At 59.4% G+C, this 21,090-nt stretch carries 20 protein-coding genes; 13 read left to right on the forward strand and 7 right to left on the reverse strand.

Translation table 11 applies throughout. The annotated features are described in order from the left end of the window. Position 1: 1 nt before the first annotated feature. The 3 genes from BM403_RS22665 to BM403_RS32605 all read right to left on the reverse strand — a co-directional run bounded on the left by BM403_RS22665 (position 2) and on the right by BM403_RS32605 (position 3,466). Positions 2 to 1,462: a mannose-1-phosphate guanylyltransferase/mannose-6-phosphate isomerase gene (locus BM403_RS22665; RefSeq protein ID WP_012723326.1), complete on the reverse strand. Its 1,461-nt coding sequence runs from the start codon at positions 1,460 to 1,462 to the stop codon at positions 2 to 4. Then, on the reverse strand, positions 1,462 to 2,901 hold the full coding sequence (locus tag BM403_RS22670; protein WP_046036744.1) for an undecaprenyl-phosphate glucose phosphotransferase: 1,440 nt from the start codon (positions 2,899 to 2,901) through the stop codon (positions 1,462 to 1,464). Before BM403_RS22670 ends, BM403_RS22665 begins: the two co-directional genes overlap by 1 nt. A gap of 292 nt (positions 2,902 to 3,193) precedes the next feature. Then, a complete protein-coding gene (locus tag BM403_RS32605; RefSeq protein ID WP_093544950.1) occupies positions 3,194 to 3,466 on the reverse strand; it encodes a TonB-dependent receptor in 273 nt (90 codons plus the stop codon). A 167-nt stretch (positions 3,467 to 3,633) separates the two neighbouring features. Here BM403_RS32605 and BM403_RS22680 point away from each other — a divergent pair, with 167 nt between their 5' ends. Next, positions 3,634 to 4,263, forward strand: a complete 630-nt coding sequence (locus BM403_RS22680; protein WP_093544953.1) for a LysE family translocator — start codon at positions 3,634 to 3,636, stop codon at positions 4,261 to 4,263. A 635-nt stretch (positions 4,264 to 4,898) separates the two neighbouring features. Here the strand turns inward: BM403_RS22680 and BM403_RS22690 are convergent. Beyond that, positions 4,899 to 5,579: a DJ-1/PfpI family protein gene (locus BM403_RS22690; protein ID WP_093544956.1), complete on the reverse strand. Its 681-nt coding sequence runs from the start codon at positions 5,577 to 5,579 to the stop codon at positions 4,899 to 4,901. 90 nt (positions 5,580 to 5,669) lie between these two features. Between BM403_RS22690 and BM403_RS22695 the strand changes: the two genes are divergently transcribed. Next, entirely contained in the window at positions 5,670 to 6,674 is a 1,005-nt protein-coding gene (locus BM403_RS22695) for a GlxA family transcriptional regulator (RefSeq protein ID WP_043205119.1), read from the forward strand. Here the strand turns inward: BM403_RS22695 and BM403_RS22700 are convergent. The 3 genes from BM403_RS22700 to BM403_RS22710 form a co-directional block, all read right to left on the reverse strand. Beyond that, positions 6,608 to 7,522: an alpha/beta fold hydrolase gene (locus tag BM403_RS22700; protein WP_093544959.1), complete on the reverse strand. Its 915-nt coding sequence runs from the start codon at positions 7,520 to 7,522 to the stop codon at positions 6,608 to 6,610. The genes BM403_RS22695 and BM403_RS22700 overlap by 67 nt on opposite strands. Before the next feature lie 124 nt (positions 7,523 to 7,646). Continuing rightward, entirely contained in the window at positions 7,647 to 9,473 is a 1,827-nt protein-coding gene (locus BM403_RS22705; protein WP_043205120.1) for a glycoside hydrolase family 15 protein, read from the reverse strand. After that, complete coding sequence (locus BM403_RS22710) at positions 9,466 to 10,266, reverse strand: glucose 1-dehydrogenase (protein ID WP_012723333.1); 801 nt, start codon at positions 10,264 to 10,266, stop codon at positions 9,466 to 9,468. Before BM403_RS22710 ends, BM403_RS22705 begins: the two co-directional genes overlap by 8 nt. Before the next feature lie 253 nt (positions 10,267 to 10,519). Between BM403_RS22710 and BM403_RS22715 the strand changes: the two genes are divergently transcribed. The 11 genes from BM403_RS22715 (at position 10,520) to BM403_RS22770 (ending at position 21,089) form a co-directional block, all read left to right on the forward strand. Further along, positions 10,520 to 11,224: an HAD family hydrolase gene (locus tag BM403_RS22715; protein ID WP_093544962.1), complete on the forward strand. Its 705-nt coding sequence runs from the start codon at positions 10,520 to 10,522 to the stop codon at positions 11,222 to 11,224. Positions 11,225 to 11,249: 25 nt separating this feature from the next. Beyond that, positions 11,250 to 12,473: a transaldolase family protein gene (locus BM403_RS22720; RefSeq protein ID WP_093544965.1), complete on the forward strand. Its 1,224-nt coding sequence runs from the start codon at positions 11,250 to 11,252 to the stop codon at positions 12,471 to 12,473. Further along, positions 12,470 to 13,198: a sulfotransferase-like domain-containing protein gene (locus BM403_RS22725; RefSeq protein ID WP_012723336.1), complete on the forward strand. Its 729-nt coding sequence runs from the start codon at positions 12,470 to 12,472 to the stop codon at positions 13,196 to 13,198. The genes BM403_RS22720 and BM403_RS22725 overlap by 4 nt, the downstream gene beginning before the upstream one ends. 10 nt (positions 13,199 to 13,208) lie before the next feature. Next, positions 13,209 to 13,934 carry an SDR family NAD(P)-dependent oxidoreductase gene (locus BM403_RS22730; protein ID WP_093544967.1) on the forward strand — a complete coding sequence of 242 codons (726 nt, stop codon included), beginning with the start codon at positions 13,209 to 13,211 and terminating at the stop codon, positions 13,932 to 13,934. Continuing rightward, positions 13,931 to 15,067 (forward strand): Rossmann-fold NAD(P)-binding domain-containing protein, encoded by a 1,137-nt coding sequence (locus BM403_RS22735; protein WP_012723338.1) that lies wholly within the window; start codon positions 13,931 to 13,933, stop codon positions 15,065 to 15,067. The genes BM403_RS22730 and BM403_RS22735 overlap by 4 nt, the downstream gene beginning before the upstream one ends. Positions 15,068 to 15,074: 7 nt before the next feature. Further along, positions 15,075 to 15,845, forward strand: a complete 771-nt coding sequence (locus BM403_RS22740; RefSeq protein WP_093544970.1) for a class I SAM-dependent methyltransferase — start codon at positions 15,075 to 15,077, stop codon at positions 15,843 to 15,845. A gap of 9 nt (positions 15,846 to 15,854) precedes the next feature. Continuing rightward, complete coding sequence (locus BM403_RS22745) at positions 15,855 to 17,084, forward strand: MFS transporter (RefSeq protein ID WP_012723340.1); 1,230 nt, start codon at positions 15,855 to 15,857, stop codon at positions 17,082 to 17,084. Continuing rightward, on the forward strand, positions 17,081 to 17,695 hold the full coding sequence (gene cysC / locus BM403_RS22750) for an adenylyl-sulfate kinase (RefSeq protein WP_012723341.1): 615 nt from the start codon (positions 17,081 to 17,083) through the stop codon (positions 17,693 to 17,695). The genes BM403_RS22745 and cysC overlap by 4 nt, the downstream gene beginning before the upstream one ends. 96 nt (positions 17,696 to 17,791) lie before the next feature. Beyond that, a complete protein-coding gene (locus tag BM403_RS22755) occupies positions 17,792 to 18,436 on the forward strand; it encodes a CGNR zinc finger domain-containing protein (RefSeq protein WP_012723342.1) in 645 nt (214 codons plus the stop codon). 269 nt (positions 18,437 to 18,705) lie between these two features. Continuing rightward, complete coding sequence (locus BM403_RS22760; protein ID WP_080943356.1) at positions 18,706 to 19,515, forward strand: hypothetical protein; 810 nt, start codon at positions 18,706 to 18,708, stop codon at positions 19,513 to 19,515. 644 nt (positions 19,516 to 20,159) lie between these two features. Further along, positions 20,160 to 21,089, forward strand: coding sequence for a hypothetical protein (locus BM403_RS22770; RefSeq protein WP_012723345.1), 930 nt, complete (start codon positions 20,160 to 20,162; stop codon positions 21,087 to 21,089). Position 21,090: the final 1 nt, after the last annotated feature.

Here is a 21,090-nt window from a genome sequence, read left to right on the forward strand (position 1 = left end):
GTCATTTTTTCACGTCTGCCGGGGCGCGCCCGTAGATGTCGTCGAAGCGCACGATGTCGTCCTCGCCCAGGTACTCGCCGCTCTGCACCTCGATCATCACCAAGTCGATGATGCCGGGGTTGGTCAGCCGGTGTTTGTGCCCGGCCGGGATGTAGGTGGACTCGTTGGCGTTGATCAAAAACTCACGCTCGCCGTTGGTGATCTGCGCCGCGCCGCTGACCACCACCCAGTGTTCGCTGCGGTGGTGATGCATTTGCAGCGACAACGACGCCTGGGGCTTGACCACGATGCGCTTGATCTTGAAGCGACTGCTTTCCTCCAGCACGGTGTAGGTGCCCCACGGCCGTGTGACCGTGCGGTGCAGGCTGTACGCCGGATGGTTCTGACGCTTGAGCTCGGCAACGATGTAGCGCACGTCCTGGCTGCGGTGGGCGTCGGCGATCAATAGCGCATCGGGGGTGTCGACGATGATCAGGTCGCGCACGCCCACGGCGCCGAGTACGCGCTTGGGCGAGTCGATGTAGCAGTTGTGCACGTCATGCAAAATCGCTTCGCCATTGACTTGGTTGCCATGCGCATCGCTGGGGGTGAGCTGGCGCAGGGCCTCCCACGAGCCGATATCGCTCCAGCCGATGTCGCAGGGCACCACGGCGACTTGCTTGGACTTCTCCATCAGCGCCACGTCGATGGACACATCCGGCGCGCTGCCGAATGCTTCCGAGTCGAGTTCACGCTGGCGTGAGGTTTTGTTTTGCAGGCTCTGGCTGTGGTCCAGCGCGGCGCGGGCGGATTCCAGCACGTCGGGGGCATGGGCGGCGAGTTCCTCCACCAGGGTGCTGGCCTTGAAGCAGAACATGCCGGCGTTCCACAGGTGCTTGCCGCCGTCGAGGTAGCCCTGGGCGGTGGCCAAGTCGGGTTTTTCCACGAAGCGCTTGACCCGGTTGCCGGTGCTCAGCGGCTCGCCCTGTTCGATATAGCCAAAGCCGGTTTCCGCGTGATCGGGCTGGATGCCGAAGGTCACCAGGTAGCCGGCTTCGGCCAGGTCGCGGGCCTGGGCCACGGCCTCGGCGAACGCCACTTCATTGAGGATCAGATGGTCGGCGGGCATCACCAGCAACTGCGCCTCACCGCCGAAATGTTCCTGCACATGCAGCGCCGCCACGGCAATCGCTGCCGCCGTGTTGCGGCCGAACGGTTCGAGCAACAGGTCCAGGGGCAGGTGGGCCTTGTTGACCAGGCGGTAGTCATCCAGGGTGCGGAACAGCAGGTCGCGGTTGGTCACCGTCAACACGCTTTCCACGCCGGGCAATTTGGCCGCGCGCTGGAAGGTTTTCTGCAGCAGGCTCTGGCCATCGCGCATGCGCATGAACGGCTTGGGCATGTTCTGCCGCGACACCGGCCACAGCCGCGTGCCCGAACCACCGGAAATGATGCAGGGAATTAATCCGTTGAGTGTGTTCATCAATACACTTCCTTGGTGGAAAGGACGGCGGGGACCGTCATGAAGACGATGTACAAGTCAAACCACACCGACCACTTGGAGATGTACTCCAAGTCGTACTCGACACGTTTCTGGATCTTGAACAGGGTGTCGGTCTCGCCCCGGTAACCATTGATCTGCGCCCAGCCGGTGATGCCCGGTTTTACCCGGTGCCGTGAGCTGTATTCGCTCACCGCCACCTCGAAGGGAACGCCTGCCGCCTTGGTCGCGGTGGCATGCGGGCGCGGGCCGACCATGGACATGTTGCCCAGTAGCACGTTGAACAACTGTGGCAGCTCGTCGATGCTGGTCTTGCGGATGATGCGGCCCACGCGGGTGATGCGCGGGTCTTCGCGGGTGGTCTGGCGTTCGGCGGTGAAGTCGCTCTGGTCGGTGTACATCGAGCGGAATTTGAACACGCGGATTTCGTTGTCGTTGTAGCCATAGCGGTTCTGGCGAAACAGCACCGGGCCCTTGGAGTCGAGCTTGATCGCAATCGCCGTCGCCAGCATCACTGGTGACAGGCACACCAGCGCCAGGCTGGCCAACAGTAAGTCCTCACAGCGTTTGATCACCGGCGACCAGCCGCGCAGCGGCAACTGCGAGGTGTTGAACATCAAGATGCCGCCCACATCGGTGATCTTGCTATGGCCGTAGCGCAGGGCAGCCATGTCCGGCACCAGCATGACATTCACCGACAGCTGCCGCAGGCGGTTGACCAGCCCGTGGATGCGCTGCTCGGCGGCCCAGGGCAGGCAGATCATCACCTGATTGACCTGCTCGGCGCGGATCAGCTTTTCCAGGTCGCGGGTGTTGCCCAGCAGGGGCAGGTTGCTCAGTTCCTTGGGAATGCGCTCGGTGCGGTCGTCGATAAACCCCACCAACCCGGAGCGGATATCACCGTTGCGCTGCAGGTGATCGGCGACATGCACAGCGGTGTCGGTAAACCCCAGGATCACCGTGCGTTGCAGGTATTTGCCGGCGCGCATCAGCCGGCTGTACAGGCGCAGCATCACCAGGCGCTCAAGGCAAAACAAGCCCAGGCTGGCGATGTACCAGACCACTAGGTTACGCGGGGTCAATTGCGGGAAAAACTGCAGGATCTGGTACATGAACAGCAGAATGCAAAACGCCGCGGTCCAGGCCTTGATCTTGATTTTCAGGCGCAGGCGGTTGCTGAACAATTCCTCGGAATAGATGCCCAGAGCCTGGAACAGAATAATGGTCAGGACCGCGAAAAAAACCAGCAGGCCCAGGAAGTGGGCGCGCAGCTCGGGGTCCATCGGGTCCAGGATGAGCACCAGGACCAGTGGGGGTAAAATGGCACTCAAGCCATGGATCAACTTGACGAATACAACAAAGAACTCAACAAAACCGGCGCGCGTTAAAAACAGGCTGTCGACGGACGACTTATCTCGCATATAAACATCCCTCATTGCACTCCAGATTCCACTGTTCGGCTATTGGCTCAATAAGGCGGCGAGCCGCTTTAGAACGTAGGCCGAACGACTACTCTGGGTAATACGCAACTTTCCAATTCAAATGCACGATACAAAAACAACTAACCATTTGAATTGATCTTGCGGGGGTAGTGACTAAAGGAGTGTTCCTTGTATGGTTAGTCAATTGATTGACGATGCTGCGGGAGTGTCGTGCTAGATAGGTTAACCAGTCTTTTTTGAGGCATTTTATTGACGTTCCTTGTCTGAAAACTCAGTCATTGGCTGTGTTTTTGAGTGTAGGAACAAATGCAGGATTTTGCCTGCTTAAAGGTGAAACCTTTTTCGAAACGAGGTAGAAAAGGGGGACAAAGAGAGTGTGGAAAGGCGCACTTAGTGCCCTGCCACCGGGGCTTTCGCCGGAGCAGAAGTTGCTTTTCAAACTCACTGTAAAATTGCGTGGTTCACCGTAGAAGTTGCCCCAGGAGGCGGTGCCGACCGTGTTGTAATAGCTTTTGTCGAACAAATTGTTGCCGTTGAGTGCCACGGTCCAGGCATCCTGGCGCAGCCGTCTTAATTAATAATGTTTCGCATCACACCGTCGTTGGGCGTAACCCTTCGCAAGTGCCGCAGCGCAATGTATCCAGCACAATTTTTTGTCCGCCCTGGGTGCACGGACTAATCTGCAGGCTTTTCCCGGTGGAAGGCTTGAGCATGATCGACCTCGCGACCCTGGCGGTTTTTTCCGGTGCTGTGCTGTTGTTGCTGTTGTCCCCGGGGCCGAACATGGCCTTTGTGATCAGCCATGGCGTCACCCACGGTTGGCGCGGGGGGATGGCATCGGCCCTGGGTATCGGCGTGGCCGACGTGCTGTTGACGGCCTTGACCGCTACCGGGGTGACGGCGTTGGTTGCCAGTTGGCCGCCGTCCTTTGATGTGATCCGGTATGCGGGGGTGGTCTACCTGTTGTGGCTGGTGTTCAAGACCTTGCAGAAAAGCCCTGGGCCGGACGCGGCGCACATCAACCGCGTGCCCTTGGGCCGGGTGTTTCTGCAGGCCATGCTCAATAGCCTGCTCAACCCCAAGGCGTTGTTGTTTTTTGTGGTGTTTTTGCCGCAGTTTGTACGTCCGGAAGCAGGGGCCATTGCGGTGCAGTTGATGGTGCTTGGGGGGGTGTTGACCTTGATTGCAGCTGTATTTCATATGCTGCTGGGTATTTTTGGGGGTGCGCTGAGGCGGTTTTTTGCTGGTCGCTCAGAAGGCGCCTGGCTACAGAAATGGGGCTTGGCGACGGTGCTGACCTTACTGGCGGTGCGCTTGGCGGTGATGTCTCGGCCTGCGTGACTTGAGAACACGGCTTAGCCAAATGTGGGAGCTGGCTAGCCTGCGATGGGGGCACCTCGGTGTATGAGGTTCACCGTGGACCTGTGGCGAGGGAGCTTGCTCCCGCGGGCCGACCGCAATCTGACTGTTGCACCGCGATCAAAATGTGGGAGTGGGCTTGCCCGCGAAGACGGCCTGGCGGGCTATGTGGGTGTTGGGTCAGGCCGGGTACATATCCGTTATTTAGGTCACGGCTGCTATGGGTTCCGCCCTTACGGCGGGTCACTTTTGGAAAAGAGCCCCAAAAGTAACCAAAAAGGCTCTTGCCCCAACACTCGGCACCTCGCTCACGCTCGGTGTGCCCGTAATCCGACAGGTATTTGGGGGGCCGCCGCCACGCGCCATCCATGGCGCGGGGCGGCTAAACCGGCATCCCTGCCGGTTTACCCCCCAAATCCCTGTCGAATTCCGGCCAGCGTGTTTGACGGGGCGCCTGAGATCAAAAGCTAGATCAAGATCAGGATCAAGATCAGGATCAGGATCAGGATCAGGATCAGGATCAAGAGCGGCTCGCTTCGCATCGTGGTTAGCGTGGGCTGCGTGTGGGTACCTGGGGTTATCGCCGGCGAGCCGGCGCTTGCAGGTGTTTTGCAGAATCAGCCTAACCGTGCAGCCGCGCGTGCGACGATCTCGCCGCGCACCCTGCGCGATTCGGTGGTGCGTTTGTTGGCTTCTTCCAGCACGTGCTGGGGCGCGGTGTCCGGGCGGCCGGAGTTGAAGGGGGGCGCCGGCGCGTATTCGATCTGCAATTGCACCAGCTGCGCCGCCGCTTCGCTGTACAGCTCGGCCGCCAGGCTCAGGGCGAAGTCGATGCCGGCGGTGATGCCGCCGCCGGTCAGCAGGTTGCCGTCACGCACCACGCGTGCCTGCACGGGGATGGCGCCGAGCGGGGCGAGCATGTCGTGGTAGGCCCAGTGGGTCGTCGCCTGGCGGCCACGCAGTAAACCCGCCGCGCCCAGTACCAGCGAGCCGGTGCACACCGAGGTCACGTAGCGCGCGGTTTGCGCCTGGGCCTTGAGGAAATCCAGGGTCTGCGGGTCTTCCATCAGTGCGCCCACGCCGGAACCGCCGGGCACGCAGATCACATCCAGGCGTGGGCACTCGGCATAGGTCATGGTCGGGGTGAACACCAGGCCGGTGCTGGAGGTGACGGGTTCCCGGTCTTTCCACACCAGGTGCAGTTTCACATCCGGCAACGAACCCAGTACGTCATAAGGGCCGGTGAGGTCCAGCTGCTGGATGCCGGGGAACAACAGAAAGCCGATCTGCAAGGTCATGAATGAAGCTCCGTCAAAGGGGTGGACGGCTTCACTCTAGAGGCCTAGGCTTTGGCGAATACGCCATTGAGCCCACGAATCACGCCAATCATGCCTCGAATCGTCCATGTACTCGCTTTCGATAACGCCCAAGTGCTCGATGTCACCGGGCCGCTGCAAGTGTTCGCCTCCACCAATGACCTGGCGCGCCAGCGCGGCGAACCCTTGCCGTATGCCGTCTCGGTGATCGCCGCGCAGGCGCAGCCGGTGATGACTTCCGCCGGTCTGGCGCTGGTGGCTGAGCCGCTGCCTGCCGTCGATACGCCGTGCGACACGCTGGTGATCGCAGGGGGCTGGGGTGTATACGGCGCCGCCGAAGACCCGGCGCTGGTCGATTGGGTGCGGGAAAAAGCCGAGCACACGCGGCGCATGGCGTCGGTGTGCACCGGCGCCTTCCTGCTGGCCGCCAGTGGCCTGCTCGACGGTTGCCGCGTGGCCACCCACTGGACGCGTTGCGAAGAGCTGGCGCGCAAGTTCCCCTCGTTGACGGTGGAGTCCAACCCGATTTTCATCCAGCAGGGCGCCGTCTGGACCTCCGCCGGTGTCACCGCCGGCATCGACCTGTGCCTGGCGCTGGTGGAAGAAGACCTGGGCCGCGCGGTGGCCTTGGAAGTGGCGCGGCACTTGGTGGTGTTCCTCAAGCGCCCCGGTGGCCAGTCGCAATTCAGCGTGACGCTGTCCCTGCAAAAAGATGACAACCGTTTCGCCGAGCTCCACGCCTGGATGGCCGAAAACCTGACGTTGGACCTGAACATTCCCACCCTGGCCGCCCAAGCGGGCATGAGCGAGCGCAGCTTCGTGCGCCATTACCGCGCCGAAACCGGCCAGACTCCGGCGCGTGCCGTCGAATTGATCCGCGTCGAAACCGCGCGCCGACAACTGGCCGACAGCACGGCGTCGATCAAACGCATCGCTGTGCAGTGCGGGTTTGGCTGTGAAGAAACGTTGCGGCGCAGCTTCCTGCGCGCGCTGGACGTGACGCCCCAGGCCTACCGCGAGCGCTTTTCGCCCAGCAACGCCAGCAGCGCATCAAGCGTGGCTTGCGGCGCTTCCTGAGGAATATTGTGGCCCACGCCTGGCAACACCTGGCGCCGGTAAAACCCGCTGAAATGCTCGACGTCATCATCCACCTCGGGCGGCGGACCTACGCCGTCATCGGCGCCGCACAACGAAATGCTCGGCACCGAAATCGTCGGTTGCAGTGCCAGGGCCTGCTCGATGGATTCCAACGCCGGGTCGCCGGGCGCATACATGAAACGGTGGCGATAGGAGTGAATCACCACCTCGACAAAATCCGGGTTATCGAACGACGCCGCCGTCTGGTCATACAGGCCCGGCCCTTCGGCCCAGGACGGCGACCACAGTGACCACAATAGCTTGCAGAGCTCACGGCGGTTGGCAGTCAAACCGTCGACACCGCGCTGGGTGTGAAAGTAGAACTGGTACCACAAGCGATGCTCCGTCGCAGGCGTGCGTGGCGTGAGGGATTTGCCGATGTCCTGGATGTTGTAGCCATCGCCGGTCACCAACCCACGCACCCGTTCGGGCCATAGCGCCGCGACGATACACGCGGCACGCCCACCCCAGTCATAGCCGGCGAGGGTGGCTTGCGCAATGCCCAGCGCATCCATGAACTCCAACAGGTCCTTGGCCAACGCGGCCTGCTGCCCGGAACGCATCACCTGCTCATTGATAAACCGCGTCGGGCCATAACCGCGCAGATACGGCACCCACACCCGACAACCGCGCGCGGCCAGCACCGGCGCGATCTCGTCATAGGCGCGCGGGTCGTAGGGGAAACCATGCAGCAGGATCACCGGCGCACCCTCGGCAGGGCCGTGGGCTTCATACGCCATGTCGAGCATGGAAGTGCGCACGGAGTGCAGGGGGAACGCGGTGGTCATGGTGGGCTCCTTTCAGGTGCTGGAACGCTAGCCGATGGGCGTGACGGGATGGCGCACGATTGAAGGCCGTAGCGTGACGTGTCGAGACCGTGGTCGAGGGCCTGCCCATCATGCACACGCCACCTCAGGGTTGCCAGGTGGTTTTCTCGCCGCTGAGCTTACGGTCCAGGAAGGTCGCCGCGCTGATCAGCGCCAGATGGCTCAAGGCCTGGGGCGTATTGCCCAGGTGGCGGGCCTGGCTGTCGAATTCTTCGGCGTACAAACCCAAGGGATTGGCGTAGCGCAGCAGTTGTTCGAATTCCAGGTGGGCCTTTTCCACTTGACCGGCACGGGCCAGGCATTCGACGTACCAGAATGAGCAGGCCGCAAACGCGCCTTCGGTGCCTTGCAGGCCGTCGATCTGGCTGTCGTCGTTGCGGTAGCGGTAGACCATACCGTCGCGTACCAGGCTTTTCTGGATGGCTTCCAAGGTCGAAAGCCAGCGTGGGTCGGTCGCCGCGACAAAGCGCACCAATGGCATCAGCAGCATCGAACCGTCGAGCGCGGTGCTGCCGGTATGCTGCACGAAATGCCCGCGTTCTTCGTTCCAGAAATTGCTCCAGATGTCGGCGTAGATCGCTTGGCGGGTTTGGTCCCAGCGCGCGAATGGCGCCGGTAGCGAACGCTTGGACGCCAGGCGGATGGCGCGGTCCAGCGCGACCCAGCACATCAGCCGCGAGTGCAGGAAGTGATGCTGCTCGCCGCGCATTTCCCAGATGCCCACGTCCTCGGTGTTCCAGATTTCGCAGACCTGGTCGGCGACATCGACGGTGTGTTTCCAACCCTCGTGGGAGATGGCTTCCCCGTACTTGTTGACCAGGTACACCGCGTCCATCAGCTCGCCATAGATGTCCAGCTGGATCTGGTCGAACGCCTCGTTGCCGATGCGCACCGGTTTGGCGCCGCCGTGGCCGGTAAAATGATCGAGTTCGGCCTCCGGCAATTCCTGGCGACCGTCGATGCCGTACAGGATATTGATCTTGGTCGGCTGGCTGCAGCAATCGCTGACCCGTCCTTTGAGCCAGCGCATATAGGCGTTGGCTTCTTCGACAAAGCCCAGGCGCATGAAAGCGTAGACGGTGAACGACGCATCGCGGATCCAGGTGTAGCGGTAGTCCCAGTTGCGTTCGCCGCCCGGCGTTTCGGGCAAGCCGAAGGTGGCGGCGGCGATAATCGCGCCGTGTTTGCGCGAGGTCAGCAGCTTGAGGGCCAGCGCCGAGCGGTTGACCATTTCGCGCCAGCGCCCACGGTAGTTCGACTGCGCTATCCAGCCGCGCCAGTATTTCAAGGTGTGGGCCAGTGCCAGGTCGGTGCAACGGCTGTCCACGCGTTCATCGTCCTGGCCGCCGAGGACGAACTCGGCGCCTTCTTCCTGGTCCAGGACAAAGCTGGCCACGGCGGCGCCGTCCTTGATCTGCAGCGGATGGCTGCCGGACAGGCGCAGGCCGGGTTGGCCGTCGGCACTGAAGACGACGGTGCCGTCGTCGAGGTTGGCGTGGGTCGGCGTGCGGGCGTAGTCATGCCGTACCGCGCAGCGCAGATGGATATTGGCCTTGCCACTGACTACTCGCACCCGGCGGATCAGCAACGGCAGGTCATCGATTTCTTCGCTGATGGCCAGCAGGTCAGTGATCTCCACCACGGCTTCGTCGCTGAGCCAGCGGGTTTGCAGCACGTTGGTGTCGGGCAGGTAGATCTGTTCACGGCGCGCGTTGGGCAGGTCCGGGGTGAGTTGGAAAATCCCGGCATCAGGGCTGTCCAGCAGCGAGCAGAAGATCGACGGGCTGTCGAATTCCGGCCAGCAGAAGAAGTCGATACTGCCTTTGTCGTTTACCAATGCGGCACTGCGCATATCGCCAATGATGCCGTGGGCATCGATGGCGCTCTGTGGTTCGTTCTTCAAATCAACCATTGCCACGGAACTCCGGATAAAGGCTCATGCCGCCGTCAATAAAGAGTGTGCTGCCTACGACATAGTCGGAGGCATCGCTGGCCAGCCACACCACGGCGTTGGCCACGTCTTCCACATCACCGATGCGGCCATACGGAATCAGCTTGAGCAGCTCTTTTTCTGCCGCGCCTTCGGTGGCGGCACGATTGATCGCCGTACGGATTGCCCCCGGCGCAATGCCGTTGATGCGGATGCGCTGTTCGCTGACTTCCTGGGCGAGGGTGCGCATCAGCATTTCCACGCCGCCCTTGGATGCTGCGTAATTCACGTGCCCGGCCCACGGGATCAATTGGTGCACCGAGCTCATGTGGATGATTTTGCCGGCAGCCCGCGACACGCCTTCGCGCACGCCCTGGCGATTGAAGATGCGCACCGCAGCGCGGGCACACAGGAACTGGCCCGTCAGGTTGACGCCGATCACCGCATTCCAGTCGTCAAGGGTCATGTCCACCAGGTTGGCGTCCTTCTGCATGCCGGAGTTGGCCACCAGAATGTCCAAGTGGCCGAAGGCATCCAGGGTCTGGGCAAACAGCCGTTCTACATCTTCTTCTATTGAGACGTTGGCGCCGATGGCAATTGCCCGGCCACCCTCGGCGTTGATCTGCTTCGCCAGGGCCTCGGCCGGCGCGGCCTGGCTGTTGTAATTCAGCACCACGGCTGCTCCGGCTTGCGCCAGGGCCTTGGCCGCGCCAGCGCCGATTCCTGAACTGGCGCCTGTCACCAGGGCCACTTGTTGCTCCAAAGAGATACGCATTGCTCACCGACCTTAAATACGTGAGTTCCAGTAGCTGACTGGCCGCGCGCAGGGGAAGTTCATCCGTGTGATTTTAGCGACTACAACCATGGTGAAAAATGGAATAACAGAACTATAAAAAATAACCATAAGATACTAAAAAACCGCTCAAAAGCGTTTGACAGGCTTTTTCGCCACGTGTCTTATAGGCACACCTCAACCCGCTCCGTTGGTAGTTCGGAAGTCATCGCGGGGCCACCTATAAGAGATACCTATGTGCCTTTCGGCCGATATAGGGGAACTACCTGGTCAGGTAAAAGCAGCGGCCTTAGTTGGCGTGCCTAAGTTAATTATCTTCGATTGCGACGGCGTACTCGTCCAAAGTGAAGAAATAACCCTGTCTGTGTTGATCTCCATGCTTAATGCGCTTGCTTCGCGCGACAGGTTGCTTGATGTAACCCGCTTTATTGAACACTTCCGTGGTCGCAAGATTGCGGATTGTCTGCGCGAAGCTGAACAGATATTAAATCTCACGCTGGACACTGAGTTTGAACAGCGTTTTCGCCAGCAGGCCCTGGAAGCACTGACACTCAGTTTGAAGGCGACTGAGGGGATGGTTGAAGTATTGGAAAGCCTGAAGGTTCCCTATTGCGTCGCCTCGAGTGCGCCGCGCAATAAGATAGAACACTGTCTGCGTATTGCTGGACTGTTTTCTTATTTTGAAGGGCGAATATTCAGTTGTTATGAAGTCGGTCGCTGGAAGCCTGATCCGTTGGTGTTCCTGACGGCGTGTGACACTTACAACGTCGATGTCAGTGACGCGTTGGTGATTGAAGACAGTGTTACGGGTATTCAGGCGGCGGTCGCTGCCCATATTAGTGTTATCGGGTTTGGTCCGACGTATCGGCATTCACAGTTGGTCGCAGTCGGCGCAGTGCCGATTACCGATATACGTGAATTACTGACCATTTTTAATTGATCTCATTACTCAGGGAGGAGGCGTCGTGAACACACTTGGTTACCTGGAACAACTTAAGCGCAACGATCAATGTTCGCAAGTTTGGTGGGATTCATCGCCTGCTGTGTACCTGCCTTACAAACACCACTTGCTGGAAAAGTACCCGGCGGCGGCTACCTATATAGAAAGGTTGATGCCGGATGATTTTTCCAAACCCTGGGGCTTGTGCAGTGTGACCACCAACCCCCGATTGGTGACGGCCGTTATCCTCGAAAAGCGTGAGTATTGGTCTTCACGCTTCAACCTTGCCAGCCTCTCTCCGGATGAGTTGCGCAAGCAGCTGTACAACGAGGTCATCATCGAAGGGGCCGCGAGTCTCCAGCCGCGCTGGGTGCAATCGGCACAGGCCGAAGGCTGGATTTCCGCGCAGGTCGACCCGGTGGATGTGCGCTGCGCCGAGCGCATGACGGCCAGGGGCCTGGAGCTGCAGCGCCTGGCACCGAACGTGATGGTCAAGGTGCCGGGCAGCCTGGAAGGCATGGCAACAGTCGAACAACTGGTGGCCCAAGGCGCGTCGGTCAATATCACCTTCTGCTTCACGGTCGCTCAGTTCCAGGCCGGCATCCAGGCCATCGAGCGCGGCCTGGCGACGGCGCGCAGCAACGGTGTCGACACCGCCCACTGCAAACACGTTATCACCTTCATGATTGGGCGTTTCGCCTGCCAGCCTGAATTCACGCTGCAAGCGGCCGAACGCGGCCTGGCATTGAGCGCCGAGGAACTGCGCTGGGCCGAGTTGATGATTTACGAGCAGATCCAGGCGCTGGTGGCGGCCTCGACCGTGCCGGTCAAAACCCTGCTGTCGAGCATAAAGGTCGACGTGGACGAGCGGGGCAACAAGCACTGCTGGCACCTGGAAAAGACCGGGCAGACCGCGACCTGCTACACGCTGACCCCCGACATCGTGGAGTTTCTGGTCGAGCGTGAAAGCCACGGTAAACCGGTAGTGCCCGCCGTGGGACCACAGAAGCCGCCTGCGTCGACGTTCGCGAAGCTGATTCGCATCCCGTACTTCTATGAAGCCTACTTTGTCGACAGCATCGAGCCGTACGACTTTGGCAACCACGAGGCCTTCCTCAATGCCTGCAATGAGGCCAACAGCGCACACCGGCGCCTGGCCGACTACTGCGTTCGGCTCTGCCCGGTGACAAAACCCTTCAAGCGCGCCCTCAACGCGTTGCTGGCGGCCGAATTCGGGGTGATCGCATGAACCGGATGATCGGGTTGTGGGCACATCCACGTTCGCGCTCCACCGTGCTGGAGCGGGTGTTTATCGAGCGGGGGGATTTCGAGGTTTTCCACGAGCCCTTTGCGCATATGGCGTTTTCAGCGGATTCGGCGATTCCTTCGGATGAGTGGGACCACAGTTTGCCCACGACTTACCAGGGTATAAAAGAGCATCTACTCAAGGCCCGCGAACGCACTAACGTGTTTCACAAAGATATGTGTTACCACTGCCTGGACGATTTAAAAGTGGACAGTGGTTTTCTCGCGCAACAGGCCAATATCTTTCTTATTCGCGAACCCGCCAGCAGCATTATTTCCCATCATCGGGTGCACCCTGATATGCCGTTGCAGGCCATTGGGCATAAAGCGTTGTACGACATCTTCTGCGTGGTCACCAAACTGACAGGCAACGTGCCTTATGTGATTAATGCGGATGACCTGGCCGCCGATCCGGAACGGGTGATTCGCAAACTGTGTGATTACTTGGGTATTGAGTTTCTGCCACACGCAATGACGTGGAAGCGCGAATGCCCACAACAATGGAAAACCTGGCGCAGTTGGCATGTGGCTGCAGAAAACAGTGAGCGTATTGTGTCGCCGGAAAAAACATCGGTCGACTTGCGGGCATTCGAGCAGTTTCCGAAATTAAAGGAAATGTACGAATACCATCAAACTTTTTACGCGCGCATGAATGAGTTTTGTCAATAAGGATTGTTGTATGAAAAAGCTGATTGTGACCGGGGCAGCCAACGGAATTGGTCGGGCAACTGTAGAGATGGCGATTCAACAGGGCTACTTCGTTATCGGTGCCGACAAGGACGCCGAAGGTCTGAACGTACTGCAAGGTCTTTACGGTGCCGATGTCTTCGAGGCGCATGTTGCGGACTTTTCCGACATGAACGTTATCAAGGGTTTTATTCCTACGCTGTATGAGCGCCATGCGACTATTTATGGGTTGGTCAATAACGCCGGCATTTACCACGGTAAAAGTGTCTACGCCTATTCTGACGAACAGATAGACGAGATCCTCACCGTCAACCTCAAGGCCCTGGTGTACCTCTCCAAGGATTTCGCCGAGCGGGAAATGCGGCACGAAGCCCCGCGCAGCATCGTCAATATCGCCTCGGTGGCCGGTGAAGTGGGCAGCTGCGACGCTCTCTACGGCGCCACCAAGGCGGCGGTGATCGGCCTGACCAAGGCCAACGCCTGGAACTTTGCCCCGTTCGTGAGGGTGAACGTGGTGTCGCCGGCGCTGATTCATGAAACCGCCATCTACGGCACCATCCCCGAATACCGACGCGCCGAATATGCCCGCCAGGAGGTCCTCAAGGAGTCGATCCTGCCGAGTGGGGTGGCTGAGGTTATCTTGCTGCTGGTCGGTGATGCCATGCGGCACATCACCGGCCGGGTGATTCCGGTCGACAACGGAGCCTACCCACGATGAGCCATCCAGTGCGCAAGAAAAAACTGCTGCTGGTGGGCGCCGGCAACCTGTGCCTGCAGATCCTCAAGATTCTGGCGCCGAAGAACGCCTTCGAATTTGTAGTGCTGGGCCGCACTGAAGAAGCAACGATTCGGTTATGCAACCTGGTGGCGTTGTCGTGCGCACAGCTGGGGCAGTTCATCGCAATAAAGCCGGTGATTGCCGACCTGACCGACATCGGCAAGGTGGCGCGGCTGCTGCGTGAAGAAGCCCCGGACATGCTGGTGAACTGTGCATCGCTGCAGTCATGGCGGGTCATCACCGGGTTGCCCAAGCTGTCCTTTGAAAAGCTCGACCAGGCCCAGTTCGGCCCCTGGCTGCCGATGCACCTGACGTTGATGCATTGCCTGATGCAAGCAGTAAAAGCGTCCGGCATCACCACCAAAACCGTGAACGCAGCGTTCCCGGATGCGGTCAACCCGATCCTGGCGCGCATCGGTCTGGCGCCGGACATCGGCGTGGGCAATGTGGCCAACCTGATTCCCGCCGTGCGTTTTTCCATTGCGCGGTTGCTCGAATGTGCGCCCGCCGATGTGCAGGTGCAGCTGTATGCCCAGCATTACTTCAGCCATTACGTGCCACGCGGTGGCCTGCCTCCACGCGCCAGCTACCGCCTGTTGTATGAGGTGCGCGACCGGCCGGAGGTGGCTCGCCTGCCGGCCGAGGCGATTTTTTCTACGGTGAAATCCGAGTACCGCCGCCTGGGTGGGGTGGACGGGCAGTTCCTCACCGCGTGCTCCGCCGTCACCGTCATCGAAGGGCTGTTTTCGTCCACGCCGGTGTTGGTGCATGCGCCAGGCCCTCTCGGGCTTCCGGGCGGCTATCCGGTGCAGTTGCAGGACGGGCGGATCGAGGTGCAGTTCTCCGAGGCTTGCCCAATGGACGAGGCGGTACGCATCAACACGATCTGCCAGAGCCAGGATGGCATCGACGAAATCCATTGCGATGGTTCCGTCACGTACAACCCGCAGTGCATGGCCGTCATGCAATCGATGCTGGGCTATTCCAAGCACACCATGTCGATCGAGCAGTCCGCCGAGTTCGCCTACGAGCTGGCGAGCAAGTACCTGTCCTTCAAGAATTCAACCTGGTAGGTGTGTGATGAATCAGATGTCGGGGCGTAAGCACAACGAAGTCGCCAGTTATGCCACGCAGTATTCGGCGGATTTCGTCGAGCGTTGGGATGAGTTGATTGATTGGGAAAAACGCAAGGAAGGGGAGGACGGGTTCTTTGAAAAGCTGCTGCGACGCCACGGCGTGCAGTCGGTGATCGATGTGTCGACGGGCAGTGGCTTTCATGCGGTGCAGCTCAAGCAGGCGGGCTTCGATGTCGTTGCCACGGATGGCAGCAGCACCATGTTGACCAAGGCGCGAGCGAACTTTCGCAAACACGGTTTGGACATCCAGTCCCATTACCGCGACTGGCATTCACTGGATTCCCAGGAGCTTGGCCAGTTCGATGCGGTGGTGTGCCTGGGCAGTTCACTGTGCCATGTGTTCGCCGCGCACGATCGGTTGCGGGTGCTGGCGAAATTCAGGGCCTTGCTCAAGCCAGGTGGCCTGCTGATTGTGGATCAGCGCAATTTCTTCGCCATCCGTGCCGGCAAATTCAAAGCCAGCGGTCATTACTACTACTGCGGTGCGAAGGCTTCGGTCAGCCTGGGGCAGGTTGATGAGCACCTGTGTGAGTTCATCTATTCGTTCGATAACGAGGAGCAGTACAGGCTGCAGGTTTACCCGCTGTTGCCGGGGGAATTGAAGGGGGAGGTGCTCAAGTCCGGGTTTACCGACCATGAGAGCTACGGTGATTTCGAACGTGACTACGACATGATGGATTGTGATTTCGTCATCCACACTGCGCGCGCCGAATAAGGAGGCTTGATGAGCACACTTGTACAGAGCAATGCCCGCCCATTGGACAGCGTCGTGCTGGCGGTGGTCCTCACAGGGTTCGTGGCCAGTACCTATGGCTTTGGCGTTTACCTGTTCGCCAACCTGGTGGTGGACATGCGTCGCGACATCGGTTTCGACTACACCACGGTGGGCCTGATCACCGGCGGCGCGCAGATCGGCTTCCTGCTGTTTTCATCGGTCACCAGCGTGATCAGCCGGTATTTCGAGGGCTGGAAAATCAGCCTGGTGTCCACGGTGATGACCTCCCTGGCGCTGTTGGGCCTGAGTGTCAGTGACAGCATCTGGTTATCGGGAGCCCTGCTGATCCTGCTCGGCGGCTGTTCCGCCTCGGTGTACATCCCGTTGGCGGAAATCGTCACCAAGGGCTTCAGCCCCGGCAATCGCTCGCGGGTCATGGGGCTGATCTCCAGCGGCACCAGCTATGGCGTGTTTATCAACGGCCTGCTGGTGTCGTTCCTGACCCTGAATGGTGGCTGGCGCTCGATCTGGCTCACCGCCGGGCTGATCTCGGTGGCCCTGTGCGTGGTGGCCTGGTTTCTGTTGCGCAACCTGGCGGCAAGCCAGGACCGCGGGTTTGCCGGGGAGCGAGCCACTGCATTTGACAGCCGCCAGCCCTGGCTCAGCCGCTCGTTGTACCTGACCTGGGCCATCGCCTTCCTCAATGGCATGGCGCTGCTGCCGTTCCAGACTTACCTGGCGCCGTTCCTTCGCGATGAACTGGGCGTGTCGGTCCAGGATGCCGGGTTTATCTGGACCACCATCGGCGCCGTGGGCATGGCGTCGGGCTTTTTGGTGGGCTGGATTGCCGACAAGGTGGGGGTGCGGGCGTCGCTGGCGATGTGTTTCCTGAGTGCGGGGCTGGCCGCCACCCTGGTGTTCAGTTTCAACAGCCTCCCGCTGTTCTACCTGGCCGCGTTTTTGTTTGCGCTGGCGTTCTATCCCATCTTCGGGCTGGTCCCCAGTTACATCGGGCAAATTGTGCCGGTCAGCCGACTGACCCAGGCCTTCGGTATTGCCAACGTATTGATCGGCCTGGGTGGGGTGTGCGGCAATTTCCTCGGCGGTTTTTCCAAGGACCTGACCGGGTCGTTCTCGACCGTGTATTGGGTGGTTGCGCTGCTGCTGTTCGTGCAATGCGTGATGGTGTTCATGCTGGGTAAACAACCTGTTTCGGTGACGGAGGGTGAGCGGCCATGAGTTATTTTCCAGACAGTCCAAACCAGAATCTGCATGCGTTTGCGTTCAACCACCGGCGCACCGAACACGCGCAAACGAACCATAAGCCAGCCGTGATCTGGATGACGGGTATCTCTGCGTCAGGCAAGTCGACCATTGCCGATGCGCTGGATATTGCCCTGCAGGAACAAGGGCGGCTCACCGCCATTATCGACGGCGATTCGGTGCGTGGCGGGCTGTGCCGTGACCTGGGTTTTACCGACAGCGACCGCGATGAGAATATCCGCCGGGTCGCCGAAGTGGCGCGGTTGATGCTGGAGGCGGGGTTGCTGGTGATCGTGGCGTTGATTTCACCTTCGTCGGCCAGCCGGCATTACGCGCGCTCGATCATCGGCAATGAGTTTTTTGTCGAAGTGCATGTGGATGCGCCGTTGGAAACCGCCGAAGAGCGTGACCCCAAGGGGCTGTATAAAAAAGCCCGCGCAGGCTTGATCAAGCACTTCACCGGGATTGACTCCCGCTATGACGTGCCGGTGTTTCCGGAAGTGCACTTGAATACCCAGGCGCTTTCAGTGGCGCAGTCTGTCGAGACGATTCTGGACTGGGTGGCGCGCAACGACGCTCGCACTTAGCCGTTGGTCTTTGCGCCGAGATGCCAATGTCTGCAACTCGAAAAAACAAGGTAATCTGCGCCATCGCAGGGAGAACGTGTTTTTTCAGGAGCAGGCATGACACATTTTACGGGCACTGCAAAATCGATCCGTCTGATTGGTGGGGCCCGGGTATTGGACTTTATCAATACCACCAATGGCCGGCGTCCCGGCACCGCACTCAAGGTCATCGAAGAGCGGCTCACCAGTTTTCAGTTTTTCTTCGAATGGGCCTTGCATGCGTCATTGATCTCAGCCCGAGAGTTTGATGACTACAAGCCCATGGTGTTCGAGTCGTCGATCGCCTACCAACCGGACCTGGACGCGGTTATTGCGTTCAGGGAATGCCTGTATGAGGTGTTCTATCCGTTATCAATGAACCACGCCGCCCCCGACGAGGCCTTGCAGCAGATCAACCAGATGTTCCAGCAAGGCGTCGCCTGGCGGGTGCTGCGGTCGGTCGACGGTAAGCCCGCCTGGGCGTGGAAAGCCTGCACCACGGCGCAGGAACTGACGGCCATGGTGCTGGGACGCCTGGCTATCGAGGCCACGCAACTGCTGGTGTCGGGTGATCTGCACGCGCTACGCAGTTGCAGTGCCACGGACTGCGATTGGGTGTTCATGGACATTTCCAAGAACAAACAGCGCAAATGGTGCCAGATGAGCGTGTGCGGCAGCCGCGAAAAACTCAGCCGTCTCAAACAGGTGAGCGCTCCCCATTAGGTTCTGATCCGCCGTTGACTCACCACATTGCCGCGCTTCCTGCTCAGGTTGGGCGGTAATGCTGTCCAACATATGGGGTTATCTCTCAACCCTGCCGATGCTCTTCCTACTTGGGTTCTGGAAGTTTTCAGCTGTCTCAGGAACCGCTTCCCACCGTTCTGCCACACAGGATATGCCTGCCTCTGCTGGTTGCCTGGACGGCTTATTGAGCGTCAGGGTCGCTGGGACGGTGAGGTCAGGCGCCTGAACACACCGAACTGGAGAACCAAATGTCGGTATCAGCATTCAATCAGAGCGTCGCTCCCTCCACCGATAATGCCCCTCTTGCAGAGGCAAAACCCAATACTGAGCGGTCTGGTACCTCATCAAGTGCCCAGATCACGGTAGGTGTCAGTTTCACATCGCAGTCCAGCCAAAGCGGCCCGGTATTCGGTGGTCCGCCGCCGCGCCCAGTGCCGGACGGTGTGCGCCCGAACCCCGGCCCGCCGCCGCGTCCAGACCCGACGTTACCGGACCCCTATTACTCCAAACAAAGTAATGAGCAATTGGCCCAGGGGCTTCTGGATAATTATGGGGCGTTCAAGGGCCGCTGGCCTTCACGCAGTGTGACGCCCCAGAGCGTGCAGAAAATGGCCAATCGACCGTTGACCGGCAACCCCTCCCTGGACCCGAATATCCGACTGGCGAAGGAACTGTTGCGGCGTCCCGGTCTGATGCAAGCGCTCGATAGAAATGGCAGTACGGGGGCATTGGATGGCCGTTTGTCCAAGGACGACATCAGTAGCGTTGTTCGTTCCGATAACCCGTTGAAGTTGAATAACGACAAGCAACTCGTGCGAGAAATGCTGACCCATTTCAATTCGCTGAAGGGCGGCTACTTCAGCAGCACGATCAAGCTCCGCGAACTCAGCGCACGTGCGTCGCAAGCGTTGACCGGCAACCCATTCAGCGACCATCTCACCCAGCTGTCGAGGGAAGTGATGGCCCGTTCGGACCTCAGGTCGATGATGGACAACGTTGACAGTTGGCGTCGCGATGGAAAGATCTCTCAGCAGGAGTTGTACCAACTGCTTCGTTAGGCGTGGGGCGGCCCTCTGTCGCGGACTGCGCGGCAGAGGTTGGCAAACGCGTGGTACAGGAAATACAGATCCACCCGCAGGAACCGTTTTCAAAAACGCACCACAGAGTAAATATCCACCGGTCATTGACTACCGATGGGGGCCTTCATCTACCGGATTAGGTCTGGACCATGAACTCGACATCATTTGAATCCCGTCACTCCCAGTACGACGTCTCGGCAATGGCTACGCTTGCGCAACAGCCAGAGACCCCGGGAACGTCCCAGCCACAGGGGCTTAACCTCACATCCTCGCCTAAGTTCAGCTTCAAGGCGCCCACCGCCGAAGATTTTGACAAAGGCTCTCGAGCGATCACTGAGGAGCCAGGGTCCAATCCTTTGCTCTGCCTATTTGCCAACCTTTGGCACAAGTTGTCCAGCCGCTAGTGGGCTGTTCCACGCCAGGAATGGTCCGGCCAGGTGCGCGGGTTACAAATGCTCAAGATTCACTGGGGTAAGTCCGGGGTTTTGGACGGCAGTCTTCGGAACCATTGTTTTCTGAGCACCACTCAATCGGTGCTTGTGCCATGTTGATTTCGAGTCGGTTTTGCGGATCAGGTAATCAAGGCCCAGGCTACGAAAATCTAGATAGGGTAGAGGTGAATCATGGCGGAAATTGTCAATAATCTGGGCCGCACGCAAATAGCGGCATTAAATGCACCGAACAATCCCTCAGCAGGTGCGGGTAATGGTCAGTTTCGCCATGAGGTAGATAACCGAGCATTGGGTAAGCCGTTGCCAGCGTTGCAGACATTCAACACCCGTTTCGCGAACGGCGCCGATCGTCACTTTGACGGCCAGAACCTGTATGGAGGCATGTCGAAGGTTGGGAACCCCTTTGTCAGCTCAGACGACCACTTGCTGGCGACCGACCTCAAAAACAACCTGCAATTACTGGATGCCTTCAAGAAAGATGGCCGACTGACCCAGGGATCTTTGCAGGAAATAGCCAAAGAAGAACCCAGCAGCAGCAAGGTGTCGGAGCGCACCATCATGTTGGCGCGAGAGATACTCAACCGTCCCCGGCTGAACGATGCCATTGTTGCCAAAGGCGGTGAAATCACCCATGAAAGCCTTGCCAAAGCGGGCGACTCACAGATCGGCAATACCAACCCCAATATCCAGAGCGCCGATCCGTTCCATGCGAAAACCGATGCGCAGGTCGTGCAGGCATTCAGGGGGAAATTTGATGATTGGCGGGACAAGTCGGAAGACTTCAGTGCCTTTTTTGGCTCAGAAAAACACCGGTACGTGAAAAGGGAAACGATTGCCGAGATCAGCAAGGACCCTAACGTAACGGACAACAACGGTGAAGCTGTACGGGATCCGCGCACCGGGTTTCCGTTGAAAAAATACACTGAGCAAGAGGTGTACCTGGCCAAGAATCTCACGGAGCGACCCGGGTTAATGGACTCTCTGGACAGTCACAAGGCCAATGGTTTCAGCCTGTTCGGCAGCCGTAACGACGATGGGTGGTTGAAGAACTACAGCCTTGATCGCTGGCTGCAAGAGGACAAGCAAGAGAGGGGAATTTAAA

Origin of the sequence: Pseudomonas sp. OV546, from assembly GCF_900116845.1 — a bacterium.
Lineage (GTDB): Bacteria > Pseudomonadota > Gammaproteobacteria > Pseudomonadales > Pseudomonadaceae > Aquipseudomonas > Aquipseudomonas petroselini.

Coding starts and splice junctions, on each gene's coding strand:
- BM403_RS22730 (WP_093544967.1), top strand. CDS start 13,209: ATGAAAAAGCTGATTGTGACCGGGGCAGCCAACGGAATTGGTCGGGCA.
- BM403_RS22755 (WP_012723342.1), top strand. CDS start 17,792: ATGACACATTTTACGGGCACTGCAAAATCGATCCGTCTGATTGGTGGG.
- BM403_RS22735 (WP_012723338.1), top strand. CDS start 13,931: ATGAGCCATCCAGTGCGCAAGAAAAAACTGCTGCTGGTGGGCGCCGGC.
- cysC (WP_012723341.1), top strand. CDS start 17,081: ATGAGTTATTTTCCAGACAGTCCAAACCAGAATCTGCATGCGTTTGCG.
- BM403_RS22740 (WP_093544970.1), top strand. CDS start 15,075: ATGAATCAGATGTCGGGGCGTAAGCACAACGAAGTCGCCAGTTATGCC.
- BM403_RS22695 (WP_043205119.1), top strand. CDS start 5,670: ATGCCTCGAATCGTCCATGTACTCGCTTTCGATAACGCCCAAGTGCTC.
- BM403_RS22700 (WP_093544959.1), bottom strand. CDS start 7,522: ATGACCACCGCGTTCCCCCTGCACTCCGTGCGCACTTCCATGCTCGAC.
- BM403_RS22725 (WP_012723336.1), top strand. CDS start 12,470: ATGAACCGGATGATCGGGTTGTGGGCACATCCACGTTCGCGCTCCACC.
- BM403_RS22745 (WP_012723340.1), top strand. CDS start 15,855: ATGAGCACACTTGTACAGAGCAATGCCCGCCCATTGGACAGCGTCGTG.
- BM403_RS22665 (WP_012723326.1), bottom strand. CDS start 1,462: ATGAACACACTCAACGGATTAATTCCCTGCATCATTTCCGGTGGTTCG.
- BM403_RS22670 (WP_046036744.1), bottom strand. CDS start 2,901: ATGCGAGATAAGTCGTCCGTCGACAGCCTGTTTTTAACGCGCGCCGGT.
- BM403_RS22760 (WP_080943356.1), top strand. CDS start 18,706: ATGTCGGTATCAGCATTCAATCAGAGCGTCGCTCCCTCCACCGATAAT.
- BM403_RS22770 (WP_012723345.1), top strand. CDS start 20,160: ATGGCGGAAATTGTCAATAATCTGGGCCGCACGCAAATAGCGGCATTA.
- BM403_RS22705 (WP_043205120.1), bottom strand. CDS start 9,473: ATGGTTGATTTGAAGAACGAACCACAGAGCGCCATCGATGCCCACGGC.
- BM403_RS22680 (WP_093544953.1), top strand. CDS start 3,634: ATGATCGACCTCGCGACCCTGGCGGTTTTTTCCGGTGCTGTGCTGTTG.
- BM403_RS22690 (WP_093544956.1), bottom strand. CDS start 5,579: ATGACCTTGCAGATCGGCTTTCTGTTGTTCCCCGGCATCCAGCAGCTG.
- BM403_RS22710 (WP_012723333.1), bottom strand. CDS start 10,266: ATGCGTATCTCTTTGGAGCAACAAGTGGCCCTGGTGACAGGCGCCAGT.
- BM403_RS22715 (WP_093544962.1), top strand. CDS start 10,520: ATGTGCCTTTCGGCCGATATAGGGGAACTACCTGGTCAGGTAAAAGCA.